Below are 24,638 nucleotides of genomic sequence, written 5' to 3'. Positions count from 1 at the left end.
AACCCCGCCGGATCAGGCGTTGACGAGGCTGTCGACCAGGCTGAGGAACATCCCCAGCCCGTCGTCGCTGGGGCCGGTGAGCGCGTCGATCGCGTGCTCGGGGTGCGGCATCAGGCCGACGACGCGGCCGTTGGCGCTGCAGATGCCCGCGATGTCGTCACGCGACCCGTTCGGGTTCTCGCCGACGTAGCGGAACACCACGCGGCCCTCGCCCTCCAGCTCGTCCAGCGTGGACTGGTCGGCGACGTAGCCGCCCTCGCCGGACTTGAGCGGCACCAGGATCTCGGCGCCCGCCTCGTACCGGGTCGTCCACGCCGTGGTGTTGTTCTCCACGCGCAGCCACTGGTCGCGGCACACGAAGTGCAGCTTCTTGTTCCGCACCAGCGCGCCCGGCAGCAGCCCGGCCTCGCACAGGATCTGGAAGCCGTTGCAGATGCCGAGCACCGGCATGCCGCCCTTGGCCGCGTCGACGACGGACGACATCACAGGGGCGAAGCGGGCGATCGCGCCGCAGCGCAGGTAGTCGCCGTAGGAGAAGCCGCCGGGCACGATCACCGCGTCGACGCCGTGCAGGTCCTCGTCCGCGTGCCACAGGTTGACCGCCTCCGCGTCGGCGTAGCGGGCGGCGCGGACCGCGTCCACGTCGTCCAGCGTGCCGGGGAAGGTGATGACACCGACCTTCACGGGAGCCTCCGCACGGTCCACTCCTCGATCACCGGGTTGGCGAGGAAGCCCTCGGCGATCTTGGCGAGCGTCTCGTCGTCGACCGAGTCGTCGACCTCGAGCTCGAAGTGCTTGCCCTGGCGCACCGAGGTGACCCCGGTGAAGCCCAGCCGCGGCAGCGCCCCGGCGACGGCTTGACCTTGCGGGTCGAGGATCTCGGGCTTGGGCATGACGTCAACCACCACACGGGCCACGGCGGGTCGCTCCAGTAATCGCAGGTAGGCGGTACCAGCCGAGTCTAGCTGTGCTGCGGGCACAGCCTGCCCAGGGTGGTGACGGGTGTGACCTGGATACCTTCTGCCGACTGGGACACCCACTGCTTCTCCTGCTAGCCGGTCAGCACCTTCGCGGTGTCCGTGCGACGGCGCAGCACCCGGCGCAGTCCGTACGTGCCGAACAAGCCGAGCACGGACACCGCGATCAGGAAGTACAGGCCGGTCGCGGCCGAACCGGTGGCGTCCACGATCGCCGCGATGCCCATCGGGCCGAACCCGCCGCCGAGGTTGCCGATGCCGTTGATCGCGGCGATGCCGGCGGCCGCGGTCGCCCCGGCGAGGAACTTCGGCACCAGGCCCCACATCACCGGCTGGGCCGCGTAGCCGCCGATCGACGCGACGCACAGTCCGATCATCTGCAGCCACGGGGCGCTCGCGGTCGCGGCGACGAGGAACCCGGCGATCGAGAAGCCGAGCATCAACGCGAGCCAGCCGAAGGGCGCCTCGCGCCGGTTGGCCAGTCGCGGTATGAGGAGAAGACCAGCCATGACGCACACGTACGGGATGGCCGACACCGCGCCGACGCCGAACCCGGACAGGTCGCCGAAGCCCTTCACGATCGTCGGCAGCCAGAACGCGAGTCCGTAGGTGGCCAGCGGGAAGCACAGGAAGAACAGGGCCATCGCCAGCACCCGTGAGTCCTTGAGCACCGCCCAGGGGCTGTGCGGCTGGGCGCCGGCGGCCTCGGCCTCGCGGCGCAGCTCGCCGGTCAGCCAGGTGCGCTCGTCGTCGGTCAGCCACTTGGCGGTTTCGGGCGACTTCGGCAGGACCCAGAGCACGATCGGCGTCAGCAGCACGGCGGGGACGCCGGTCGCGACGAAGATCCACTGCCAGCCCTCCAGGCCGAGGACGCCGTGCAGGTCGTTCAGCGCCCCCATCGCCGGGTTGCCGATGATGAACGACACCGGGCCGGCCAGCATGAACAGCCCGATCGCCTTGCTGCGGTGGCTTTCCGGGAACCAGCGGGTCAGGTAGTAGATGACGCCGGGGAAGAACCCGGCCTCGGCCGCCCCGAGCGCGAACCGCGCCAGGTAGAACTGCCAGGTCGTGGACACCAGCGCGGTCGCGACGGTGACCAGACCCCAGGTGAGCATGATCCGCGCGATCCACCGGTTCGCGCCGTAGCGGTGCAGGGCGAGGTTGCTCGGCACCTCCAGCAGCGCGTAGGCGACGAAGAAGAACACCTGGCCGAGCGTGTAGACGGTCGCCGACAGGCCGAGCTCGGATTGCAGGGTCAGCTTCGCGAACCCGACGTTGGACCGGTCGATGTAGGCGATCACGTACAGCAGCCCGAGGAAGGGCAGCAGGCGCAGGCTGATCTTGCGCAGGATGGCTGGGGGCACGGGTGACTCCGTTGTCTGCTTGTCCGATATCTCGGATGACGTTCGGCTGTCCGAACCTAAAGTCGGGATTCGGGCGGTGTCAACCGTCTTGACCGCGGTTCGGCCAGCGCCTAACGTCGTCCGGGACTACGAACAGCATCCGAAATTTCGAACAACGGTGGTGAACCGTGGACAGAACCCGCGACTTCCTGCGCACCCTGGGCCTGCCGCCCGGCGACCCGGGTGAGCTGCCGACGAGCCCCAAGCGCTTCCCGGACGGCGCCCAGTACCGGGTGGAGATCCCGAGCGTCGAGGGCCCGCAGGCGCTGGAAGCTGTCTACGCCGAGGCCGACGCCCGCGGGGTCGTGGTGCACCGCGTCTCGCAGGGCAGCGGCGGCATGCTGCTGACGCGTGCGGAGCTGGCCGCGATGGCCGACCTCGCGCGGGCGCGCGAGGTCGAGGTGAGCCTGTTCGCCCGCCCGGTCGCAGGGTGGGACACCGGTGCCGCGTCCGTGGCGTCCGGCGGCGGGCCGTTCGCCGCGCAGGCGCGGGGCGCCGAGCAGCTGGTCCACGTGCTGGAGGACATCCGCCGCACCGCCGAGGCCGGGATCCGCAGCGTGCTGGTGACCGACCTGGGCGTGCTGAGCGTCGCCGACCGCATGCGCGCGGCCGGGGAGCTGCCCGTCGCCATGCGGTTCAAGGTCAGCGTGCAGATGGGCCTGGCCAACCCGGCGTCGATCAGGCTCGCCGAACAGGCCGGCGCCACCACCTACAACGTGCCGACTGACTTGAGCCTGGCCCAGCTCGCCGCGATCCGCGCGGCGGTGGACGTGCCGCTGGACGTCTACGTCGAGGCGCCGGACGACCTCGGCGGGTTCGTCCGGCACTTCGAGATCGCCGAGATCGTGCGGGTCGCCGCGCCGGTCTACCTCAAGTTCGGGCTGCGCAACGCGCCGAACATCTACCCCAGCGGCACCCACCTGACGTCGACCGCGGTCGCGCTAGTGCGCGAGCGGGTCCGTCGTGCGGAGATCGGTCTCGAACTGCTGCACCGGCACGCGCCGCAGGCCGTCGGCTCGGCCCTGCCCGCCGCCGACCTCGCCGTGCCCGCCACCGTCGCGGAGGTGACCCGATGAGCTTGGACGACATCCTCGAAGCGGCTGCCGGCGCGGCCCGGTCGTGGGCGCGCGCCGACCGCGCCGCGGCGCTGAAGAAGGTCGCGGACGGCATCGATGCCGCCGCGGACGAGCTCGTGCCGCTCGCGCACGAAGAGACGCACATCCCGGAGGCGCGGCTGCGTGGTGAGGTCGTGCGCACCACGTTCCAGCTCCGGTTGCTGGCCGAGGAGGTCCAGCCGCGCACGGTGGTCGACGAGGCGGACCCCTCGTGGCCGCCCGCGCCGCGGCCGAAGCTGGTGCTGACCCACCGTCCGATCGGGCCGGTGCTGGTGTTCGCGGCGTCGAACTTCCCGTTCGCGTTCTCGGTGGCGGGCGGGGACACCGCGTCGGCGCTGGCGGCGGGCTGCCCGGTGGTGCTCAAGGCGCACCCCGGCCACCCGCGGTTGTCCGGCGCGACGGGCGAGATCGTGCGGGCCGCGCTGCCGGAGGGCGTGTTCGCGCTGATCCACAGCGAGGAGGACGGCCGGGCCGCGCTGACCGATCCACGCGTCCGGGCCGCGGCCTTCACCGGTTCACCCACCGCTGGGCGGGCGCTGTACGACCTGGCGGTCTCGCGGCCGGATCCGATCCCGTTCTACGGCGAGCTGGGCAGTGTGAACCCGGTGTTCGTCACCGAGGCGGCGGCGCGGGCGCGTGGCGCGGAGATCGCGGCCGGTTACGTGGACTCGTTCACGATGGGCGCCGGTCAGCTGTGCACGAAGCCCGGGTTGTTTTTGGTCCCGGCCGGGGCCGGGCTGGGGGAGGTCGCGGCCGAGCGGGTGCGCCAGGTGGCCGCCGCGCCGCTGCTCAACGAGCGGCTCGCGAGCGGTTACGCGGCGGTGCTCGGCCGGCTGTCCGGGCACGCCGAGGTGCAGACGCTGGTCGACGGCGGCGCGGCGCCAACGCTGCTGGCCACGACCGCGAAGGCGCTGCTCGAGCACGGCGAGGCGCTGCGAACCGAGTGCTTCGGCCCGGCCTCGCTCGTGGTGGAGTACTCGACCGAGGCCGAAATGCTGGACGTCGTCCGGTCCCTCGACGGGCAGCTCACCGGGACCGTGCAGGCGGAGGACGACGACCCGGTGGCGGCCGAATTGGTCGACGAGCTGGCCGAACACGTGGGGCGCGTGGTGTGGAACGGCTGGCCGACCGGGGTTGCCGTGACGCGCGCGATGCACCACGGCGGCCCGTACCCGGCGACCACGGCGCCGCTGCACACCTCGGTCGGCACGGCGGCGGTGGACCGGTTCCGGCGCCCGGTCGCGTTCCAGAACGTGCCGGATCGGGTGCTGGTGCCTTGAGGCGTGGCGGCTCCCAGCCGGCACCGCCTCAGGTTCCGCTATCCGCACCGCCGTGTAAGCCGTGATCAGCAGGATCTCGCGGGCGGCCGCCGAGGCGCTGGGACAATTCGGCCGCGCCCTCCCGGACGAGCTTTTCCCAGCGGCGCCAGGACTCCTGGTCGTGGCGCGAGGTCGGGATGGAGATGCTCATCGCGGCGACCCATTCGCCGCGCGAGTCCACCACCGGTGCGGCCACGCAGCCGGCGTCCGGGTTGGACTCGCTGCGCTCGTGGGCGACGCCGGTCACGCGGACCGCGTCCAGCTGGGCGAGCAGCTCCGGGCGGGACGTGACGCTGTGCTCGGTGAGCGCGGTCAGCCGGTGTCCCTTGAGGCGGCGGCTGACCTCCTCCCTGGACAGCCCGGCGAGCAGGACCTTGCCCACGGCGGTGCAGTTGGCCGGCAGTCTGCGGCCGACCGCGGAGATCAGCCGCACCGAGTGGGTCGAGTCTATTTTGGACACGTAGACGACCTCGAGCCCGTCCAGCACGGCGACGTGCACGGTCTCGTCGCACTGCGCCGCGACCCGCCGCGCCACCGCGTCCGCCTCGACGCCGAACTCCAGCCGCTGCTGGTAGCGCGCCCCCAGTTCGAGCAGCTTCGGCCCGAGGCGGTACATGGTCTCCTCGCCTGCCTGGCGGTCCAGGTACTTCCGGGCGACGAGGGTGGTGAGCAGCTCGTGCGTGGTGGAGCGGGGCAGGCCCAGGCGCTCGACGATCTCGGTCGCGGACAGGCGGACGTGTTCGTCGAGGAACAGTTCCAGGATGTCCGCGGCCCGGAGCACGGCGGGTACGAGACGGGGCATGTCCGCACGATACCCCGCCTCGTCCGAAATACCGGACTCAGTTCACGACTTCGACCACGTCGCCCGTGCGGAGGGCCTGGTAGAAGGCCTTCGCGTCGGCGTGCGAGAGGTGCACGCACCCGTGCGACTGCTCACGCAGGCTGCCCTCGTGGAACGCTACCCCGGTGGTCGTGAAGAACACCGAGTACGGCACCGGGGCGTCGTAGGCCTTGCTGTAGTGGTCGATGTCGCGGTACTGGACCTTGAACGTGCCCACCGGCGTCTCGTAGCCGGGTTTGCCCACGGCGACCGGAACCGGCCCGCGGGTCACCTGACCGTTGTCCGTCAGCCAGGCCTGGTTGGTGTGTAACCGCAGGCACGCCTTCGCCTGCGGGCTGCACGGTGTTTCCGCTGCTCGCGCGGCGGGAGCGGCGATCCCGATCGAGCCGAGGAGCGCCGCTCCGGCCGCGGTACCGATGATCTTTCGCATACGGATTGTTACCCGATGGCGAGAAGTTCACGCGGTCCGGCGACAAGTCACCGGCGTCAGCGCTTCCGGCCGTACAACCCCGTGACGAGCTTGCTCACCAGTTTGTCCGTCTTCTCGGTGCGGGCGAAGGTGGTCAGCTTGATCGGCACCGCGAACCGCTGGCGGGCGACCGCCTTCGGGCGGGCGAACTCGCGCAGGCCCTCCGGGCCGTGGATCCGCCCGAACCCGGAGTCGCCGACCCCGCCGAACGGCAGCGACGCGGCCCCGGCGAACGAGAACGGCGCGTTGATCGAGATCATCCCGGCCTTGAGCCGCTGGGCCAGTCGGGTGGCGTTGGCGCGGGAGAACACCGTTGAGCCGAGCCCGTAGACCGTCGCGTTGGCCTTTTCGACCGCCTCGTCCATGTCGCGCACCTTGGCGATCGTCATGGTCGGGCCGAACGTCTCCTCCCGCACCGCGGCGGAGTCCTCCGGCACGTCGACCAGGACGGTCGGCTCCACGAACCGGTCCCCGACCGCGTCCGCGCCGCCGGTCAGCGCCCGGCCACCGCGGGCCAGCGCGTCGGCGATGTGCGTGCGCACCACGTCCAGCTGCGACGGCATGGTCATCGGGCCGTACTGCTCGCCCGGTTTCACCCCGCGGGTCAGCGCGACGACCTTGTCCACGAACTGGTCGTAGACCCGCTCGTGCACGTACACCCGCTCCACCCCGATGCAGGTCTGCCCGGAGTTGGAGAACGCGCCCCACACGGCGGCGTCGGCGGCCGCGTCCAGGTCGGCGTCCGAGTCGACGATCAGCGGGTCCTTGCCGCCCGCCTCGATGACCACCGGCGTGAGGGTCTCGGCGGCCGCGGCCATGATCTTCTTGCCGGTCGCGGTCGAGCCGGTGAACGCGATCTTGTCCACGCCCGCGCCGACGAGCGCCGCGCCGGTCGCGCCGAAGCCGGTGACCAGCTGCAGCACCGGGTACTCGGGCACCACCTCGGCGAACGTGTCGACCAGCCACTTCCCGACGCCGGGGGTGTACTCGCTGGGCTTGAACACCACGGCGTTGCCCGCCGCGAGTGCGTAGGTGATCGAGCCCAGCGGCGTGTAGACCGGGTAGTTCCACGGCCCGATCACGCCGACCACGCCCAGCGGCTGGTACTCGACGGTCGCGGTGTGGTTGGACAGCAGCAGTCCGGCCGAGCGGCGTTTCCGGCCCAGCACCTTGCGGGCGTTCCGGGCGGCCCAGTGGATGTGCTCGATCGCGAGCACGGCCTCCAGTTGCGCGTCGCCGGCGGGCTTGCCGGTCTCCTTGCTAACGACGTCGCACAGCTCGGCGAGGCGGTGGGTGATGATCCCGTTCCAGCGGCGCAGGCGGTCGGACCGGCCCTCGAACCCGAGGCCCGCCCACCAGCCCGCGGCGGTCCGCGCGGCGGCGACCGCGGCCTGGACGTCCTCCGCGGTGTGCACCGGGTGGGTCCCGACGACCTCGTCGGTGGCCGGGTTCAGCGAGTCGAACGTGCCCTTGACGGCCGGCTTCGGCTCCACGGTGGTCATCCTTGGCCTCCTAACTACTGTTCAGTAGCGCCAGCATGGCACATGCGCAGGCCGAGCTCACTACCCCGAGAGTGGGCGCCAGCGACAACGGCAGCACGCCCACGCTCAGCGACCCGAGCCCGAACCCCGTCGCCTGCACGACGAACGCGGCCGAAAACCCCTCCGCACGACGACCTTCCGGCAACAACCGCTGAAGCCGCACGGACGCGATGGTCAGCAGCGGCCCGGTGCCCGCGCCGATCAGCGCCGCGCCGATGAGCAGCCCGGCCCACCCGAGATCCGCGGCCAGCACCGAGCCGCCTGCGGCGAACCCGGCCAGCGCCATCGCTGCCTGCCGCCGTCCGGCCGGTGGCCGTCGCCACGCGAAGACCGCGCTGCCCGCGATGCTGGCCCCGCTCAGCACGACGATCACCACCACGGCCAGCGCCGGGTCCGCGCCGAGCCGCTGGACCAGCGGCAACGGCGCGACCTCGACGGTCGCGACCAGGTGGCCGAGCGCGAACAGGCACGCGAGCCACGGCAGCGCGTTTCGGACGGGCAGTTTCGCCGGCCTCGGCGGGGCGGGCGCGACGGCCCGCGGCACGGCGAGCGCGGCGGCGAAGTAGGCCGCGGCCATGGCGGCGAGCGGGACGAGCGCGCCGGCCGGGTTCAGCGCGGCGACCAGCAGCGGCCCGGTGATGAGGACGCCCTCGAAGAGCATCGAGTCGATCGCGACGGCGCGCGGCAGCCGCTCGTCCGGCACGACGGAGCCGAGCAGGGTCCGGAAGCCGCCGGACAGCCCGCCGACGGCCAGCCCGGGCACCACGACCAGCGCGACCAGCAGAGCGTGCGCGACGGCCCCCGCGGCGACGACGAGCGCCGTCATGGCCGTGCCGGCGGCGAGCAGGAGGAGCACCAGACCGCGGGTCACGCCGATCCGGTCGAGCAGCCGCCCGCATGGCACCGCGCCGACGATCTCGGCCCCCACGAGCACGGCGACCATCACCCCGCCGAGCCGGTAGGACCCGGTGACAACGGCGGCGGCGGAAGTGAAGGCGAGCGGCCCCATGGCGATCGGCAGGCGGTACAGCTGGGCGCCCGCGGACCAGCGCCAATACGCGCGATTCACCTGGACCTCCTCGGCGGTGTGTCGTTCCGGCCCCGGCTTCGGGCGGGCAACTTCTTCCGGACCAACCCCGTTAGCGGCGCTGGCCGTGCGCTTGATCCGGCTGGTCGGCCGCCGTGCCCCGCCGTGCGGGCCCGGCTCCCGGTGCTCCGCACCTCCAGCAGGAGCCCCTCGCACGGCGAGCCGCCGCGCGGCTCCGGGCGAATCCCCCACCCGGCTTCGGCTCGCCACCGCCCGGCACCCAGGCATCCCGCGCCCCGGCGGGCCACCCACCCGAGCGCTGCCCGCCCAGCGGTGCCATCCCATCTGCCGCGATCTGCACCGTTCCGACTGTTCCGCCAACCCTCCCGGCTCCATACTGATTCGGAAATCTCCGAAAGCCGGTCGCCATGATCGAGTTGGTCCTCACCGCCGCGAGCCCGGTCCGTTTCGGCATCTCCCCGCTGGAGGAGGCGCTCGGCGCGGTCCAGGTCGTGCTCGGCCTCCGCGCGCACCCCGTGCACCAGCCATGGCTGACCGGCGCCGACCTGCCGATCGCCGAGCTGCGCAGCGTCCTGTCCGGCCGCCGCTACATCACCGACTTCCTCAGCCCGCCGCCGGACGGCCCGCACACCACCGCCGAGGCGCAGCTCGACCGCATCCGCCGCACGCCGCCGCGGCAGGTCGCCGTCGAGCTGGCCATGGTCGACGCCGACCTCAGCGGCCTGCCCGCCGACCCGGCGAAGGCCCGCGACCTGCTCGCCGACCAGATGGCGCTCGTCTGGTCCGACCTGATCGCGCCGCATTGGCCGCGGATGCGGGACGTCCTCGCCGCCGACATCACCCACCGCTCCCGCAGGCTCGCCGACGGCGGCCTGCCACTCGTCTTCGCGGACCTGCACCGGCGCGTCCGGCTCGTCGACGGCACGGTCCTGGTCGAATCCCGGTCCCGGGAACGGGTCCGCCTCGGCCGTCGTGGCCTGCTCCTGCTGCCCGCCGTCTTCGCCTGGCCCGGCGTCGGCGTGGTCACCGTGCCGCCCTGGCAGCCCGCGCTGCTCTACCCCGCCCGCGGTGTCGCCGCGCTGTGGGGCGGCCGTCCCGACCACGACGCCCGCCTCGCCCCGGTGTTCGGCCGCACCAAAGCCACCGTCCTGCTCGCCCTCGGCGAGCCGCTGTCCACCTCCGTGCTCGCGGGCCGGCTGGGTCTCGCGCCGAGCACCGTGTCCGCGCACGTCACCGCGCTGCGGGACGTGGGGATCCTCACGTCGGCGCGATCCGGACACGAGGTCCGGTACCGCCGTAGCGATCTTGGCGACGCAATTCTGGCGGGCCTAGGCTGGTCCTGAACCCACGCGGAGGAGCACCTGATGCGAATCGTCCATTTCGGACACGCCTGTGTCCTGCTGGAAACGGAAAACGCGCGGATCCTGCTCGACCCCGGCGCGTTCTCGGAGGGTTTCGAGGGCGAGCGCGAGCTGGACGCGGTCCTGATCACCCACCAGCACTTCGACCACATCGACAGCGAACGCCTGCCGGTGCTGCTCGAAGCCAACCCGGACGCGAAGCTGGTCGTCGACCCCGGCTCGGAGGAGACCGTGCAGAAACTGGGCCTGGAGTTCCAGGTCGTCAACCCGGGCGACGCGTTCGAGGCGGGCGGCGCCGCCGTGAACGTCGTCGGCGGGCAGCACGCCGTGATCCACTCCGACATCCCGGTCATCCCGAACGTCGGCTACATCGTCGACCACGGCGCCTTCTACCACCCCGGCGACTCGTTCTTCGTGCCCGAGCAGCAGATCGACGTGCTCGGCCTGCCGACCGGCGCGCCGTGGCTCAAGGCCGGTGAGGCCGTCGACTACCTGCGGGCGGTCGCGCCGCGCGTCGCCGTGCCGATCCACGAGGCGGTGCTCGCGAACCCGGCGATGCACTACGGCCTGTTCACCAACCTCGCGCCGGAGGGCACCGAGGTGCGCGCGCCGACGCGCGGTGAGGACATCAAGCTCCCGTAGGTCGTGCCGAAGGCCCGGTTCTCCAGCGCGACGTCGACCGCGTCGAGGAAGGCGTGCCGGAGACCGGGCCGGGCGAGGTCGGCGGCGTCGATCCCAAGGCGCACGAGACCACCACGTCGTGCGGCCCGTGCCGAGGCGAGCACGAGCGCGAACGCGCGCACGGTCTCGGTCCGGTGGTTGTGCGCGGCGAACGACTGGACCCGCGAGCGGTGCACGGTGCGCGTGCGCAGGTCGTGCACCGCGGCGAGGTCGGCGCACAGCGCGAAGTGCTCGCCCGCCGCGGCGAGCGTGCCGGGCGAGGCCAGCCACCGCGGCGGCGCGAACCCGTCCGCGCTGAGGCCGAGCTTCTCCAGCGCTGCCTTCGCGGCGATCATCCGCAGCCGCGCCTCGTGCGCGGGCAGGCCGGCGAACTCGGCCTTGCGGTGCAGGCTGACCGCCCGGTGGCTGGGCGGGATGCGGTGGTCGTAGCCGTGCAGCAGGAGACCGTCGCCACGGCTGGTGCGCTCGCGGATCCAGGCGGTGACGGCCTGCGAACCTTCGGTGCGCGGCGCGAAGAGGAGGGACAGGGGGACGTTTCGGCGGTCCAGCTCGGCCGCGAGTTCGGCGCAGCGGTGCAGCGTCCGAGGACCGATGCCGGACAGCGAGACCAGCAGACGGGCGTCCATGTCACCCACCGCACCAGATCGTCATGACGAAGCCCTTACCCGCGGGTGACGGCAACCATGACGGGATCTGACAGGGTTCACCGACACGGTGGACGTATGAGCAACGAACTGAGTGGGAAGGTCGCCCTCGTCGCCGGTGGCACGCGCGGGGCGAGCCGGGCGATCGCGGTCGAGCTGGGGCGCCGGGGCGCGTTCGTGTACGTCACCGGGCGGACCTCCGGTGAGCACCGGTCCGAGGTGGGCAGGCCGGAGACCATCGAGGGCACGCTGGAGCGGATCACCGACGCGGGCGGCAAGGGCGCGGCGATCCGCGTCGACCACCTCGACCCGGAGCAGGTGCGGACGCTGGCCGAGCGGGTCGACCGCGAGCAGGGGCGGCTGGACATCCTGGTCGACGGCATCTGGGGCGGCGACGAGTACATCGGGTGGGGCAGGGCGGTGTGGGACCTGCCGCTGGAGCACGCGCTGCGGTCGATCCGGCTGGGTATCGACGCGCACATCATCACCAGTCACTTCCTGTTGCCGCTGGTGATCCGCAACCAAGGCGGGCTGGTGGTTGAGATGACCGACGGGACTGAGGAGTACAACTCGCGGTTCCGCGAGGGCACGTCGATCGGGTTCTACGTGGCGAAGGCGGCGTCGCACAGCATCGTCAAGGCCGAGGCGCACGACCTGGCCCCGCACGGCGCGACGGCGGTGGCGATGACGCCGGGCTGGCTGCGGTCGGAGGCGATGCTGGAGCACTACGGCGTGACCGAGGAGAACTGGCGGGACGCGCTCGCGAAGGAGCCGCACTTCTGCATCTCGGAATCGCCGGTGTTCGTGGGCAGGGCGGTCGCGTCGCTGGCGGCCGACCCCGAGCGGCACCGGTTCCACGGGCAGACGTTGAACAGCGGGCAGCTGGCGAAGATCTACGAGTTCGACGACGTGGACGGCAGCAGGCCGGACGGCTGGCGTTACGTCGTGGAGGTCCAGGAAGCGGGCAAGCCCGCGGACCCGACCGGCTACCGGTGACGGTCGGCCATCCGCCGTGCGGCGTCGGCGAACAAGGCGCGCACGGCGGGTGGCTCGACGACCTCGACGTCGGTGCCGAGGCCGAGCAGCATGCTCGCCGCGATGGCCGGTTCTTCGAGGTCGATGGTGACCTCGACCCAGCCCTCGGGGTCCGGCGGCCCGCCCGCGTCGAGGGCGGCGATCGCCAGGTCGGCGTCGAGGATCTGCGGGAGGCGTTTCACGCCCCAGCGGGACAGGCGCAGGCGGACCGGGTTGCGTTGCAGGGAGCGTTCGAACTGGGTGGAGGAGCGCTGCCACCAGCCGGCGAGGTCGAAGTCGGCGGGCCGCTCGAAGCGTTCGTCGTTGAGCTCGACGGCGGTGACCTTGCTGACGCGGTAGGTGCGGATGCTGTGCTCGATGCGGGCGACGAGGTACCAGACACCGGCCTTGAGGACGAGGCCGAGCGGTTCGAGGAGGCGTTCTACGGCGTGGTCGCCGCGCCGGTAGGTGATCGCGGCGCGGCGCTGCTCCCACACGGACTGGGCGATGGTCGCCAGGTGCTCGGCGTCCTCTTCGGACTTGAACCAGCCGGGCGCGTCGAGGTGGAAGCGCTGGGCGAGGTGCTGGGCCTGCTCCCGAAGCGGGGCGGGGAGGGTGGCGCTGACCTTGGCGTGGGCGGCGGAGACGGCGGTGCCGAGACCCAGCTCGGCGAGCGCGCGGGGCACCCCCATCGCGAAGATGGCGACGGCCTCGCGGGAGGTGAGCCCGTCCAGCCGGGTGCGCCACCCCTCTATGAGCCGCACGCCGCCGTACCGCCCGGTCTCCGTCCACAGTGGAACACCAGCGGCCTGCAGGGCGGCGATGTCGCGGTGCATGGTGCGCTCCGAAACGCCGAGCGCTTCGGCCAGCTCGGGGACGGTCGCGCTGCGCCTGCTCTGCAGGGTGAAGAGCAGGGCCACCAGACGTTCCGCGCGCATGCCCCCGATGATGCCGGAGATGTCGGAGTAGGGGTGGCCGTGGTGGCAGCACGGCCGGGCGGGTGGGCAGGTGGGTCCAGGCGGCCGCGCGGCGATGGGCCGTTCACCGCCGCGTGAGTGGGCACCTCGCGGGTGTGTGAGTCAGCGCCTCGCGGTATGTGAGTGGGCACGTCGCGGGTGCGTGAGTGGGCACCTCGCGAGTGCGCGAATGCACATCTCACGAGCGCACGAGGGGGCACCTCATGAGTGCGTGAGGGGACACCTCACAAGTGCGTGAGTGGACATTCCGCGGGTGCGTGAGTGGACATTCCGCGGGTGCGTGAGGGGACACCTCGCGAGTGCGCGAAGGGACGGCTGGTGGGTGTGCGAGGTGCGCTTCTGGTGTGCGAGGTGCGCTTCTGGTGGGTGAGTGAATGGACCGTTCATCGGCGCGCGAAGGGGCAGCTGGTGGGCGTGTGAGGGGCAGCTGATGGGTGCGCGAAATCGACGGCTGGTTGGTGCGCGAGGTGCCCACCGGTGGGGCGATGAATGGTCCGTTCATCGGCGCATGGGTGGGCTCTCGCGGGTGCGGGGCATGTCGTGGAGGCGCGAGTGTGCATCTCGCGATCGCGTGAGGTCCTCGTTCGCGCTGATGTGGGTGGGCCGTTCATCGAGGCCCGCGTCGTCGGCCCTCTCGCGCAGTGCGAGAGGCGCTACCGCGCTTCGAGAGGCGCTACCGCGCTTCGAGAGGCGCTACCCGCTTCGCGAAGCGCCGGCGCACCCGCGCACCACCACCAACCCGCGGTCAGAGGATCGGCTGTGGCACGTACTTCGAAGCCTCCGGGAACCGCGCCAGCACGTCCTCCACCCGCGTCACCACGGCAGCCACCTGAGCCGGCGCCACCCCGGTGAACGAGATCCGGTCGGCGAGCAACTGCTCCAGCCCGGCACGGTCCAGCGGCAACCGCGAATCGCCGGCGAGCCGGTCCAGCAGGTCGTTGTCGGCGCCCTTCTCGCGCATCGCCAGCGCCACCCCGACCGCGTGCTCCTTGATCGCCTCGTGCGCGGTCTCCCGGCCAACCCCGGCCCGCACCGACGCCATCAGCACCTTCGTCGTCGCGAGGAACGGCAGGTACCGCTCGAGCTCCCGCGCCACCACGGCCGGGAACGCGCCGAACTCGTCGAGCACCGTCAAGAACGTCTCCAGCAGCCCGTCCAGCGCGAAGAACGCGTCCGGCAGCGCGACCCGGCGCACCACCGAATCCGACACGTCCCCCTCGTTCCACTGGTCGCCCGCCAGCTCGCCGATCATCGACAGATAGCCGCGCAGCACGACCGCCAGCCCGTTGACCCGCTCGCACGACCGCGTGTTCATCTTGTGCGGCATGGCCGACGAGCCGACCTGCCCCGGCTTGAACCCCTCGGTCACCAGCTCGTGCCCGGCCATCAAGCGAATGGTCTTCGCGAGGCTCGACGGCGCCGCCGCCAGCTGCACCAGCGCGGACAGCACGTCGAAGTCCAGCGACCGCGGGTACACCTGCCCCACGCTGGTGAACGTCCGCGAAAAGCCCAGGTGCGCGGCGATCCGGTTCTCCAGCTCGGCCAGCGTCTCCGCAGAACCCAGCAGGTCCAGCATGTCCTGCGCCGTCCCGACCGGGCCCTTGATCCCGCGCAACGGGTACCGCCCGATCAGGTCGTCGAGCCGGTCGAACGCCACCAGCAGCTCGTCCGCGGCCGTCGCGAAGCGCTTGCCCAGCGTCGTCGCCTGGGCGGCCACGTTGTGCGACCGGCCTGCCATCACCAGCTCCGCATGCTCGGCGGCCAGCGCCGCCAGCCGCGCCAGCACCGCGGCCACCCGCGAGCGCATCAGCTCCAGCGACCGCCGGACCTGCAGCTGCTCGACGTTCTCCGTCAGGTCGCGCGAGGTCATGCCCTTGTGCACGTGCTCGTGCCCGGCCAGCGCGTTGAACTCCTCGATGCGCGCCTTCACGTCGTGCCGGGTGACGCGCTCCCGCTCCGCGATGCTGCCAAGGTCGACCTGGTCCAGCACCCGCTCGTAGTCCTCGACGACCCCGTCCGGCACCTCGACACCCAGGTCGCGCTGGGCGCGCAGCACCGCGATCCACAACTCGCGCTCGAGCTTCACCTTGTTCTCCGGCGACCACAGCGAGACCAGCTCGGGAGAGGCGTAGCGACCGGCGAGGACGTTCGGGATCTGCGGTTTCGTCACGACCCAAGCTTAGATAGCGCGCGAGCGAGCCTCGCCCGCGCCACCGCCCGCGGATCCGGATCCACCTCGATCAAGGCGTTGACCACGGCGCCGTCGACGAGCGCGATCAGCTCCTCCAGCCGGTCCCGCTCGATCACCAGCCCGGACCGGGCGAAGATCTCCGCCAGCAGCTCCCGCAGCTCCGCGCCGAGCGCCCGCATCAACGGCCGCAGGTACGGCCGCCGCCCGGTCGCCACCAGCCGCTCGTACCGCAGCAGCACCGCCTCGTAGCCGGGGTCCTCGCCGAGCAGCTGGTCCAGCACCAGTTCCACGACGCTGTCGATGCGGCGGTGCTCGGTCGGCAGGCCGTCCAGCTGCGCGTGCCCCTTCGCCAGCTCGGCGCGGCCGTGGTGCTCGGCGGCGGCGCTAATGAGGTCGTCGAGCGAGTCGAAGTAGTACGTCGTCGACGCCAGCGGCAGCCCGGCCCGCTCCGCGACCGCGCGGTGCCGGATCGCGTCGAAACCGCCTTCAACCAGCAGCTCGGCGGCGGCCTCGATGAGGGCGGCCCGCCTGCGCTCACCCTTCGGCGTGCTCGCTCCGGACGTCATGGCCGCCCATCTAACCAGCTAGAACCTCTGCGCCAGCGCGGTGGCGATCTTCGGGACGTCGTCCGCCAGCGGCGCCGCGCTGCCCGGGGCAGGCACGCTCAGCACGATCACCGTCCCGCCGTCGGCGGTCAGCCGCTGGTCCACGACGGCGCCGTCGGCGAGCTCCGCGAGCTGAACGCTGGCCCCGGGCGGCAGCACGGTCGCCGACACCGAACCGCTGCGGCCGTTCTCGGTGACGCCGTACCTCGCGGTGCGCGAGCCCGGCGTGCACACGTCACCCGCGTCCGGCCCGGTGATCCCGGTGGCCGGGAGCTCGCCAGCGAGGGCGGTGGCGAGCTCCCGGTCCACCTTGTCGCACCCGGAGGTGCTGTCGGCCCGCGGGCCGTTCTCCCCGGCGCCCTCTCCTCCCTGCATGGCGGAGGGGCCGGAAAGCTGGGGCACAGCGGACGGGAGACGCCCCGGCGCGCTCGCCGGTTGCTCCTGCCCCTGGACTTGATTCGATTGAGTGGTCCGGGACTGGACGAACCCGGCGATTCCGGCGCCGAACAGGGCGAAGACCACGCAGAGTGACGCCACCGCAAGCGTCGTGCGCCGCCGCGCGGTAACCCGCGCCGAGGCCGTCCGCACGTCCCGCACGTCGAACCCGGCCGGAGGCGGCTCACCGGGCACGGACCGGAACAACTCCGTCAGCTCGCGCTCATCCACCGGCTTCCACCTCCTCGCCCAGCGCGTCGCGCAGGTTCGCCAGCCCCCGCGCGGTCTGGCTCTTCACGTTCCCCTCGCTGCAGCCGAGGACCTTCGCGACACCGGCCACGTCCAGCCCCTCGAAGTACCGCAGGACCAGCACGGCGCGCTGCTTCGGCGGCACCGCGCGCAGCCCGGCCAGCAGGTCCGCGCGCGTGGCGACCTGGTCGTCCATCCGGGTGCCGGCGGGCTCGGGCTCGGGCAGCTGCTCCACGTGCCGCTCCCTCCGCCAGGGCCGTCTCGACTCGTCGATCGACGCCCGGACCAGCGTCCTCCGCACGTAGGCGTCGGTCGCGGCGCGGTCCCGGATGCGGTTCCACTTCCGGTGCAGCGCCACGAACGCCGTCTGCGCGAGGTCGTCCGCGCGGTGCCAGTCGCCGCAGAGCAGGTACGCGGTCCGGCGCACGGAGTCGCGTTTGGCCGCGAAGTACTCCGCGAAGTCCCGCTCGTCACCCTCGTCCACGCGCTAAGGCTCTCCGCTCCGACGTCTCGACGTAAAGACGGAAGTGCGGCGATGGTCGGTTGCACCTTCTTGAAGATCATCTGAACGGTGTGATGTGATCTGACTGTGACCTCAGCAGCCACCCAGTTGATCGACTTCCGCTCTGACACCGTCACTCGTCCGGATGAGCAGATGCGCAGAGCGATGGCGTCCGCTGAGGTCGGCGACAACGTGATCGACGTCGACCCGACAGTCCGCGAGCTCGAGGAGCGCGCGGCCGCGGTCCTCGGCATGCCGGCGGCGCTGTGGACGCCGAGCGGCACGATGGCCAACCTCATCGCCCTGTCCGTCCACCTCAAGCGCGGCGACCGCTTCCTCGCCCCGAACAACGCGCACGTCCTGAACAACGAGCTGGGCTCCGCGGCCTGGCTCGCCGGTGGCATGCCGGAAGCGCTGCCGCACGACGGCGGCCTCGGGCGGCCCAAGCCGGAGACGGTCGCGGCGGCCATCGGCACCCGCAGCGGGCCGTACTACGCGCTGCGCACGACCCTGCTGTGCCTGGAGAACACCCACAATGCGGCAGGCGGCGCGGTCATCCCGCCGCACGAGCACGCCCAGCTGCTGTCCACCGCACGGCAGGCCGGGCTGCAGGTCCACCTGGACGGCGCCCGCGTCTGGCACGCGGCTGTCGCGCTCGGCCTGCCGCCCGCCGCGCTGACCGTGGGCGTGGACAGCGTGTCGGCGTGCTTCAGCAAGGGGCTGGGCGCGCCGGCCGGGTCGGTCGTCGCGGGCAGCCGGGAGTTCGTGGAGCGGGCGCGCCGGATGCGGCAGATGCTCGGCGGCGGCATGCGGCAGATCGGGGTGCTCGCCGCGGCCTGCCTGGTCGCGCTGGACCGGGTTCCGGACCTCGCCGCGGAGCACGAGAAGGCCCGGCGGCTGGCCGACGGGCTGCGTGAGCTGGGCTGGCAGGCCGACACCCCGGAGACCAACATCGTCCTCGCGCCGGTCGCCGACATCGCGGTGACCCTGGAGTCGCTGCAGGCCCAGGGCGTGCTGGCGCTGCCGATGGCCGGCAAGGTGCGGTTCGTGCTGCACCGGGACGTCTCGCCGGCCGACGTGGACGAGGCGCTGCGCCGCATCAAGGCCGGCGGTCACCCGTGACCGGGTGGGTGGTGTTCGACTACGGCGAGGTGATCTGCGGCCGGACGACCGCGCTGCCGGATCTGGCCGCCACGCTGGGCGTTCCGCTGGCGGAGTTCGAGCCGCATTACTGGCGGCTGCGGGACGTCTACGACCGCGGCAGCTCCGACCTGGAGTACTGGGGCGGGGTCGGCGAGGCGCTCGGCGTGCCCGTCGACGAGTCCACATCGGACCGGCTGACCGAGATCGACATCCGCGGCTGGTCGGACGTGCGGGAGTCGTCGCTGGAGCTGCTGGCCGGGCTGAGCGAGGCCGGGGTGCCGCTGGCACTGCTGTCCAACGCGCCGTCCTCGTTCGCCCGGTTCGCCGAGCGGCAGGACTGGATGCGGCACTTCCGCGTCCGGGTGTTCTCCGGCGACGTTGGTGTGGCCAAGCCGGACGCGGAGATCTTCGAACTGCTCGTCGCCCGCCTGGGCGTGCCGGCGGGCGACTGCGTCTTCTTCGACGACCGCCAGTCCAATGTGGATGGCGCGCGGGCAGCCGGCCTGCGCGCGCACGTGTGGGACGGGGCCGACGCGGCGCGCGCTCTGCTCTAGGGGCGGATCTGCTTGCGCTCCTTGTTGTTCTTGATCGCGTTGTAGGCCGCGGCACCGAGGAAGCCGACGCCGCCGATCACGGCGATCCACAGGATCGCCTTGAAGACGAACCCGATCACCGAGCCGATCACCATGAACGCGAGCCAGGCGACGAGCAGCGCACCGACGATCTTCCAGAACATGGCATTCCCCTCTGGTTGTGCCACGCGGGCTCGTTCGGCCCGCTAGGAGCAGCCTGGCACGGTTTCGTGCCCGGACGCCCGCGTTCTGGTCAACGTTCAGGGAAAACTGGGGGTTCCCCCGGAGAGCCACCGGCCCAGGCGCGCGACCCCCTCGGTGACGTCGGACTCGGAGCCCGCGAACGAGAACCGGACGAACTTCCCGCCGTCCACGGGGTCGAAGTCGATGCCCGGGGTGATCGCGACGCCGGTGTCGGCGAGCAGCCGCTGGCACCAGCTCAGGCTGTCGGTGGTGTGCTCGGAGACGTCGACGTAGGCGTAGAACGCGCCGTCCACCGGGGCGACGCGGGTCAGCCCGATGCCCGCGAGGCCGTCCAGCAGCAGGTCGCGGTTGCGCCGGTAGTGCGCGACGTGCCCGTCCAGCTCGGCGTAGGACTCCGGCTCGAACGCGGCGACGGCCGCGTGCTGGGCGAGCGCCGGGGCGCAGATGTTGAGGTTGCCGGTGAGCACGTCGACCGCGCGGTGCAGGCGCTTCGGGGCGAGCATCCAGCCCAGCCGCCACCCGGTCATGGCGAAGTACTTGGAGAACGAGCCGAGCACGATCGATTCGGTGGTGGACTGCCAGGCGCAGCCGAGCTCGGTGCCGTAGGAGATGCCGTGGTAGATCTCGTCGCTGATCAGCTGAACCCCGCGGGACGAGCACCAGCCGGCGATTGCGGCGAGCTCGCCGGGCGGCAGCGCGGTGCCCGCCGGGTTGGTCGGGCTCGCCACGATCAGCCCGTCGAGCGGGCCGAGCTCGTCCAGCAGGTCGACGGTCGGCTGGAAGCGGGTGCTCTCGTCGGTGGCGAACTCGACGACCTCGCAGCCGAGGGCGGACAGCAGGTTGCGGTAGGCAGGGTAGCCGGGCCGGGCCATGGCGACGCGGGCGCCGGCGTCGAAGGCGGACAGGAACGACAGCATGAAGCCGCCCGAGGACCCGGTGGTGACGATGACGTCCTCCGGGCTGACGGTCATGCCGTAGCGGCGGTCGTAGTGCCCGGCGATGGCTTCGCGCAGCTCGGGGATGCCAAGCTGGACGGTGTAGCCGAGGTTCTGGTCGTGCAGAGCGCGCGCGGCCGCCTCCAGGACCGGCTTGGGCGCGCCCGCGCTGGGCTGCCCCGCGGCGAGGCTGACGACGTCCCCGTGGGTCCGCTGCCGGGCGGCGGCCGCGGAGAGCACCTCCATGACGTGGAAGGGCGCGACGTCCGCCCGCTTGGCCGGACCGGGAAACGAGGCTGAGGCGACCATGGGCTTCAGGGTAAGTCGACCTGTTTGGAAGCGGATCTCGTGGTGCCCCACCGCGCCCAACCGCCGGCCGGCAACGCAACAGCACCGACTACCCCAACCAGACCTCCCCCGCCCCGATCCACAGCCGATCTTTAGTCGCCGACTGAAACACAATCAGGCATCGGGGGCGGGGGTGGTCGGAAGGTGACCTTTCCAGCGCCGTGAGGCGCTTTTCCACGCGAAGGCGCGGGTTTGAAGATCAAAAGAGTCCTCGCCGGACGGGCAGGCTCCGGGATGACCACCCAGCACGGGTCTGGGTCTGTTCGCTAGTAGCCCTGGTATCCGCCGCCTGCGGCCATCGCCTTCAGGCCTGGGTGCCCATCAAAGCCGCCGTACCTGCTGAACGTGTACCGCACCCCGGCGATGATGTTGTCGACCGGGTTGTAGATGTCGTCGTGGCCGGGCAGTTTGTGCGCGTTGAACGTCGAGTCGATGCACTGCATCAACCCCTTCGACGGGTGCCCCTTCGCAGCATTGCTGTCCCAGAGGTTGATTGCGTTTGGATTGCCGCCCGACTCCTTTTCGATGATCGTCCAGATCTTGTCGATGTCGGCTTCCGTCACCGGCACGCCGGCGGCCTGCAGGATGCGGATCGCCTCTTCGATCCACTGCCGCACGTTTCCTGGGGGCTGGCTGCTCGGGGGTCCGCCGCTCGGGCCCAGACCACCGCCGCCACCACCCGAGCCGCCGCCGGAGCCGGAGCGCAGTCCGCCCGTGCTCTTCATCGTCTTCGGCTTGCCGCCCAGCGGGGGCACCGACGCGTACCCGCCCTGGACCTCCTTGCGCACCAGGCCCATCACCCGGTTGATCTGCTCGTTCGCGTTGCCCAGCAGGCCCTGGATCTGGTCCCGGGCGCCGGCCGCGATGCCGCTCGTCTTCCGCGCGTTCGCGGCCATGATTTCGGCCGACGTCGGTGAGGGCATGGTGGCGCCCGGTTTGCCCTCGCGCACCTCGCGTTCCATCGCCTCGGCCGCGTTCGCGTTGGTCACCGCGTCGCTGTTGGCCTTCTCGATGTCCGTCTGCGCCTGCTGCCGGATCGTGTCGATCCGGCCCTTGACGTCGGCCAGCGACGTCTGCAGGTTGGACAGCTCCCGCGCGACCTCGTCGAGGTGGTCGTTGACCTTCCTGCCCGCATCGCCGATCTGCTTGACGTAGGCGAAGAACGCGTCGGCGGCGGGACCGGTCCACGTGCCGCCGCCCAGCGCCGCCGTCGCGTTCCGCAGAGCGACCGAGTGGTCCGCCGAGTCCTTCGACGCCTGCGTGAACTGGTCCGCGACGGCCTGGATCCCCGCCGGGTTCAGCTTCTCGACCTGCTGCGCGCGGGCCACCACGTCGTTCCATTCGGGTGGCATCCCGGGTGCGGCGACCATGTCAGACCTGCAGGCTTCCGTCCTTGACGGTCACGCTGTCGCGCGCCGCGTCGTCGGTCTCGCGCAACGCCCGCGCCGCGTCGCGCAGGGCGCTGCCGGTCGAGGTCATCAGCTCGGCAGCCGCGTCGAACTGCTTGTGCACGCCGTCCCGCAACGACCCCAGCGCGTCCACCATGCCGTCCGACGGGTGCTCACCCGGCTCCAGCTCGTCCGGGCGCTTGATGGTCCCGAACGGGTTCTCCCCGGTCACGCCCGTGACCTTGTCCTTGGCTTTCTTGAACTGCTCGTGGATGGACTCGACCTGCCCGGCCACGTACTCCAGCGAATCCGGATCACTCTCAGGCACGTCGCTCACTGTAGGACGGTCGTCGCACCCTGTGCGCGGTTTCGGCGAAGTTCCACCATCCGGTGGTTCACACCTCGTCGAGCAGCTCCGCGACCCGGCTGACCAGCAGCTGGTTGTCGGCGGGCGCGACCGTCGCCCAGTCCTGCCCGCCCACCTGCAGCAGGTACCGGCCCGCGTCGGTGTCGTAGAACGCGACCACCCGGCCCGCGCGCCGCCCCTCCCGCTCGACGCCGAACTGCCCGCGCGTGGTCATCCCGACCAGCATCCCGGCCAGTTCCTGCGCCTCCCACAGCTCGACGCCCCGGTCCTCCAGCGCCGTGACCAGCGACTTCGGGTCGCCCTTCGCGTCCGCGTCCGCTGCCCGCAGCGTGCTGTGTGGCAGGCTCACCGAATGCCCGACGCCGGCCGGCTGCTCACCGGCCACCGACACCGCCGACTCGGCCAGCGCGTTCGGCCGCGCCGGGATCAGCCACACCTCGCCCGAGTCCACCACCGAGAGCAACGCCTGGCTGCCGTTGCTCACCGCGAGGCCGCGGATCTCCCGGTCCGTCCACACCCACACGTCGATCGCGACCTGCGGGTTCGCCAGCAGCGTCGCCATGTCGACGATCTCGCCCACGGCGCGCTGCCCGCGCGCGAGCCCCCGGTCGGCGAGCATCTCCCAGGCGCGGCCCGCGAGCTGCCGCCGCTCGGTGTGGGTGCGGCCCGCGCTCGGCACGCGCAGCGCCGGGTGGGCGCGGGGCAGACGCAGGCTCTCCCACAGGACGTCGAACTCGAGCGTCGTCAGGACGAGGCTCATCGGTCGCCGATCGTGTCCGGTGAGACGTCTCGCCGGTCGGTGAACAGGTCGTTGTCGTCGACGCCGAAGCGGCGGACGTGCCCGGCGTCCTCCTCGCCGTCCTGGGGCGCGGCGGGTTCCAGGATCGACCGGGTGGTCGCCGAGTCGGGGGTGTGGCCGCCGCGCCGGGCGAGGCGGGCTTCCTCCTCCTCGGGCAGGTCCTCGGACGGGATCTGATGGATGCGGTTGCCCGCGGTGTTCCGCCCGACGCTGCTCTGCCGTTCGCCCTCGCCCGCCAGCGCGCCGCTCGCCCCCGCCGCGCCGAGCGCGGGGGCGGCTTCGGCGAGCCCGCTGAGCCCGGAGGGCGCCCGCACGGCGGCGAACCCGGGGCCGACCGCATTGGGCGAAGTGGTGGAGGGCGGCATGGCGCCCGCGGAACGACCCCTGCCGAGCGCTTCTTCGGCGGGTGTTGCCGCGCTGAACCCGCTTCCCGGGTTCCCTCCGGGAACAGCAGCGGAGCGAGCCCCTGCACCGTGGACCTGCCCGGCGCCCGGTTGCCCGGCGGAGCCGGGGCGGGCGCCTACGGCGGAACCAGTGTTGGGAAGCGCCCGGCCGCCGGTCGCGGCGCCGGACTGGCCACCGGTGGTCTTCGATTCGGGCGAACCCGACGCCCGGCGTTCGCTGGCGAAGCCGGCTCCGCCGGGGGAACCAGAGCCGCCGGCAACTGATCCGGTGGGCGCAGTCGAAGCGGGGCGTCCAGCGGTCGTCCCGCCGCCGGCGCCCGCCGGGGCGGTGACCCCGGCGACCGTGGCGGCACCCGCCGCCGGTGTGGCCGGCACGCCCATCGGCGGCGTCGGGGTGTCCACCCGGGCCGGCGTGACGTCCTTCGTGCCCTGGGCCTGGGTCGGCGCGGTGTCCGGCACCGGCGCCGACGACCCGCCGATTCCCGCCACCACACCGGTTCCCGGCGCGGACAGCAGCGAGACCGGCGCCGGTGCGTCCACAGTGGACGTCGAGCCGAGGTAGTTGCCGCTGTCGTGGGCGTAGGCGTTGAGCGCGTCCACCGCCTGGGCCTTGGCCTCCTCGGCGGTGCGCACGTCCGCCGCATGATCGGTCTCGAACCCGAACAGGCTGAACACCGTGTCGCCGAAGGTGTAGCCACCCGCCTTACGCAGGTCTTCCGGCGCCGGCAGCTTGTTCCTGGTCCGGGTGAACGCCTCGGCCTGCTCGTACATCATTCGCGCGGCCTGCTCGACCTTCGCCGTTGCCTCACCGGAAAACCCGGCCTCCCGCGCGACCACCGACGACGCCTGCCCGGCCGCGCGGCTCTGCCACTCCACGCCGAGCGCCTTCAGCTGGGTCCGCAGCGTCTCCTCGGTGTCGGCGAGCGCGCCGGAGATCGACTTCAACGCCTCGACGGCCCCGGTGATCCCCGACGGGCCCGCGCCGTCCCGGAACTTCTCCACGACCTGCGCGAGCTGCTCCGGCTGGTAGCCGTCGAACCGCTGGTCACGCAGCTTCGCCACGAGCGTCGGGATGTCGTACTTGCTGCTGTCGAACGTGGCCACGC

At 72.1% G+C, this 24,638-nt stretch carries 26 protein-coding genes; 7 read left to right on the top strand and 19 right to left on the bottom strand.

The window, feature by feature from the left end; all coding sequences use genetic code 11:
* Window positions 1-12: 12 nt before the first annotated feature.
* The 3 genes from purQ to AMETH_RS34425 form a co-directional block, all read right to left on the bottom strand.
* Window positions 13-684 (bottom strand): phosphoribosylformylglycinamidine synthase subunit PurQ, encoded by a 672-nt coding sequence (gene purQ, locus AMETH_RS34435; RefSeq protein WP_017985748.1) that lies wholly within the window; start codon window positions 682-684, stop codon window positions 13-15.
* Entirely contained in the window at window positions 681-917 is a 237-nt protein-coding gene (purS, locus tag AMETH_RS34430) for a phosphoribosylformylglycinamidine synthase subunit PurS (protein ID WP_017985747.1), read from the bottom strand. The genes purQ and purS overlap by 4 nt, the downstream gene beginning before the upstream one ends.
* Window positions 918-1,051: 134 nt before the next feature.
* Window positions 1,052-2,341, bottom strand: a complete 1,290-nt coding sequence (locus AMETH_RS34425) for an MFS transporter (protein ID WP_017985746.1) — start codon at window positions 2,339-2,341, stop codon at window positions 1,052-1,054.
* Window positions 2,342-2,508: 167 nt separating this feature from the next.
* On the opposite strand from AMETH_RS34425, the gene AMETH_RS34420 reads away from it, so the two are divergent.
* Together AMETH_RS34420 and AMETH_RS34415 are read left to right on the top strand one after the other, a co-directional pair.
* Window positions 2,509-3,456: a U32 family peptidase gene (locus AMETH_RS34420; protein WP_017985745.1), complete on the top strand. Its 948-nt coding sequence runs from the start codon at window positions 2,509-2,511 to the stop codon at window positions 3,454-3,456.
* Window positions 3,453-4,775, top strand: coding sequence for an aldehyde dehydrogenase (NADP(+)) (locus AMETH_RS34415; protein ID WP_017985744.1), 1,323 nt, complete (start codon window positions 3,453-3,455; stop codon window positions 4,773-4,775). Before AMETH_RS34420 ends, AMETH_RS34415 begins: the two co-directional genes overlap by 4 nt.
* A gap of 28 nt (window positions 4,776-4,803) precedes the next feature.
* Here AMETH_RS34415 and AMETH_RS34410 read toward each other — a convergent pair whose 3' ends face one another.
* Genes AMETH_RS34410 through AMETH_RS34395 form a run of 4 tightly spaced genes read right to left on the bottom strand, consistent with a single transcriptional unit; the run spans window position 4,804 to window position 8,734 of the window.
* Window positions 4,804-5,616: an IclR family transcriptional regulator gene (locus AMETH_RS34410; RefSeq protein ID WP_051079473.1), complete on the bottom strand. Its 813-nt coding sequence runs from the start codon at window positions 5,614-5,616 to the stop codon at window positions 4,804-4,806.
* A 37-nt stretch (window positions 5,617-5,653) separates the two neighbouring features.
* Window positions 5,654-6,085 carry a L,D-transpeptidase gene (locus AMETH_RS34405; RefSeq protein ID WP_017985742.1) on the bottom strand — a complete coding sequence of 144 codons (432 nt, stop codon included), beginning with the start codon at window positions 6,083-6,085 and terminating at the stop codon, window positions 5,654-5,656.
* Between the two features lie 56 nt (window positions 6,086-6,141).
* A complete protein-coding gene (locus tag AMETH_RS34400) occupies window positions 6,142-7,626 on the bottom strand; it encodes an aldehyde dehydrogenase family protein (protein ID WP_017985741.1) in 1,485 nt (494 codons plus the stop codon).
* 10 nt (window positions 7,627-7,636) lie between these two features.
* The gene (locus AMETH_RS34395) at window positions 7,637-8,734 is read right to left on the bottom strand and encodes an MFS transporter (protein WP_017985740.1); all 1,098 of its coding nucleotides are present in this window, start codon (window positions 8,732-8,734) and stop codon (window positions 7,637-7,639) included.
* Between the two features lie 386 nt (window positions 8,735-9,120).
* On the opposite strand from AMETH_RS34395, the gene AMETH_RS34390 reads away from it, so the two are divergent.
* Both AMETH_RS34390 and AMETH_RS34385 read left to right on the top strand, forming a co-directional pair.
* Window positions 9,121-10,056, top strand: a complete 936-nt coding sequence (locus tag AMETH_RS34390) for an ArsR/SmtB family transcription factor (protein WP_017985739.1) — start codon at window positions 9,121-9,123, stop codon at window positions 10,054-10,056.
* A gap of 21 nt (window positions 10,057-10,077) precedes the next feature.
* Window positions 10,078-10,716 (top strand): MBL fold metallo-hydrolase, encoded by a 639-nt coding sequence (locus AMETH_RS34385; protein WP_017985738.1) that lies wholly within the window; start codon window positions 10,078-10,080, stop codon window positions 10,714-10,716.
* Here the strand turns inward: AMETH_RS34385 and AMETH_RS34380 are convergent.
* Entirely contained in the window at window positions 10,635-11,381 is a 747-nt protein-coding gene (locus tag AMETH_RS34380) for a DUF2334 domain-containing protein (protein WP_017985737.1), read from the bottom strand. The genes AMETH_RS34385 and AMETH_RS34380 overlap by 82 nt on opposite strands.
* 96 nt (window positions 11,382-11,477) lie before the next feature.
* On the opposite strand from AMETH_RS34380, the gene AMETH_RS34375 reads away from it, so the two are divergent.
* On the top strand, window positions 11,478-12,395 hold the full coding sequence (locus AMETH_RS34375) for an SDR family oxidoreductase (RefSeq protein ID WP_017985736.1): 918 nt from the start codon (window positions 11,478-11,480) through the stop codon (window positions 12,393-12,395).
* Here the strand turns inward: AMETH_RS34375 and AMETH_RS34370 are convergent.
* The 5 genes from AMETH_RS34370 to AMETH_RS34350 form a co-directional block, all read right to left on the bottom strand.
* Window positions 12,386-13,351: a helix-turn-helix transcriptional regulator gene (locus AMETH_RS34370; RefSeq protein WP_017985735.1), complete on the bottom strand. Its 966-nt coding sequence runs from the start codon at window positions 13,349-13,351 to the stop codon at window positions 12,386-12,388. The two genes, AMETH_RS34375 and AMETH_RS34370, sit on opposite strands and share 10 nt — an antisense overlap.
* A 784-nt stretch (window positions 13,352-14,135) precedes the next feature.
* Window positions 14,136-15,560, bottom strand: coding sequence for an adenylosuccinate lyase (purB, locus tag AMETH_RS34365; protein WP_017985734.1), 1,425 nt, complete (start codon window positions 15,558-15,560; stop codon window positions 14,136-14,138).
* Window positions 15,557-16,147: a TetR/AcrR family transcriptional regulator gene (locus AMETH_RS34360; protein WP_017985733.1), complete on the bottom strand. Its 591-nt coding sequence runs from the start codon at window positions 16,145-16,147 to the stop codon at window positions 15,557-15,559. Before AMETH_RS34360 ends, purB begins: the two co-directional genes overlap by 4 nt.
* Window positions 16,148-16,165: 18 nt before the next feature.
* On the bottom strand, window positions 16,166-16,852 hold the full coding sequence (locus tag AMETH_RS34355; RefSeq protein ID WP_017985732.1) for a hypothetical protein: 687 nt from the start codon (window positions 16,850-16,852) through the stop codon (window positions 16,166-16,168).
* Window positions 16,845-17,354, bottom strand: a complete 510-nt coding sequence (locus AMETH_RS34350; RefSeq protein ID WP_017985731.1) for a SigE family RNA polymerase sigma factor — start codon at window positions 17,352-17,354, stop codon at window positions 16,845-16,847. The genes AMETH_RS34355 and AMETH_RS34350 overlap by 8 nt, the downstream gene beginning before the upstream one ends.
* 126 nt (window positions 17,355-17,480) lie before the next feature.
* Between AMETH_RS34350 and AMETH_RS34345 the strand changes: the two genes are divergently transcribed.
* Both AMETH_RS34345 and AMETH_RS34340 read left to right on the top strand, forming a co-directional pair.
* Window positions 17,481-18,494: a threonine aldolase family protein gene (locus AMETH_RS34345; protein ID WP_085929384.1), complete on the top strand. Its 1,014-nt coding sequence runs from the start codon at window positions 17,481-17,483 to the stop codon at window positions 18,492-18,494.
* Window positions 18,491-19,069 carry an HAD family hydrolase gene (locus tag AMETH_RS34340; RefSeq protein ID WP_017985729.1) on the top strand — a complete coding sequence of 193 codons (579 nt, stop codon included), beginning with the start codon at window positions 18,491-18,493 and terminating at the stop codon, window positions 19,067-19,069. The genes AMETH_RS34345 and AMETH_RS34340 overlap by 4 nt, the downstream gene beginning before the upstream one ends.
* Here AMETH_RS34340 and AMETH_RS34335 read toward each other — a convergent pair.
* The 6 genes from AMETH_RS34335 to AMETH_RS34310 all read right to left on the bottom strand — a co-directional run bounded on the left by AMETH_RS34335 (window position 19,066) and on the right by AMETH_RS34310 (window position 24,636).
* A complete protein-coding gene (locus AMETH_RS34335; RefSeq protein ID WP_017985728.1) occupies window positions 19,066-19,251 on the bottom strand; it encodes a hypothetical protein in 186 nt (61 codons plus the stop codon). The two genes, AMETH_RS34340 and AMETH_RS34335, sit on opposite strands and share 4 nt — an antisense overlap.
* Window positions 19,252-19,347: 96 nt before the next feature.
* Window positions 19,348-20,535 carry a pyridoxal phosphate-dependent aminotransferase gene (locus AMETH_RS34330; protein ID WP_017985727.1) on the bottom strand — a complete coding sequence of 396 codons (1,188 nt, stop codon included), beginning with the start codon at window positions 20,533-20,535 and terminating at the stop codon, window positions 19,348-19,350.
* 305 nt (window positions 20,536-20,840) lie between these two features.
* Window positions 20,841-21,944, bottom strand: a complete 1,104-nt coding sequence (locus tag AMETH_RS34325; protein WP_020486753.1) for a transglycosylase SLT domain-containing protein — start codon at window positions 21,942-21,944, stop codon at window positions 20,841-20,843.
* Between the two features lies 1 nt (window position 21,945).
* Window positions 21,946-22,290, bottom strand: coding sequence for a hypothetical protein (locus AMETH_RS34320; protein WP_223843008.1), 345 nt, complete (start codon window positions 22,288-22,290; stop codon window positions 21,946-21,948).
* Window positions 22,291-22,357: 67 nt separating this feature from the next.
* On the bottom strand, window positions 22,358-23,089 hold the full coding sequence (locus tag AMETH_RS34315) for an ESX secretion-associated protein EspG (RefSeq protein ID WP_017985724.1): 732 nt from the start codon (window positions 23,087-23,089) through the stop codon (window positions 22,358-22,360).
* A complete protein-coding gene (locus AMETH_RS34310; protein ID WP_017985723.1) occupies window positions 23,086-24,636 on the bottom strand; it encodes a PPE domain-containing protein in 1,551 nt (516 codons plus the stop codon). The genes AMETH_RS34315 and AMETH_RS34310 overlap by 4 nt, the downstream gene beginning before the upstream one ends.
* Between the last annotated feature and the right edge of the window lie 2 nt (window positions 24,637-24,638).

Source organism: Amycolatopsis methanolica 239 (assembly GCF_000739085.1).
Taxonomy (GTDB): domain Bacteria; phylum Actinomycetota; class Actinomycetes; order Mycobacteriales; family Pseudonocardiaceae; genus Amycolatopsis_E; species Amycolatopsis_E methanolica.
This window is presented reverse-complemented; position numbering and strand designations above follow the sequence as displayed.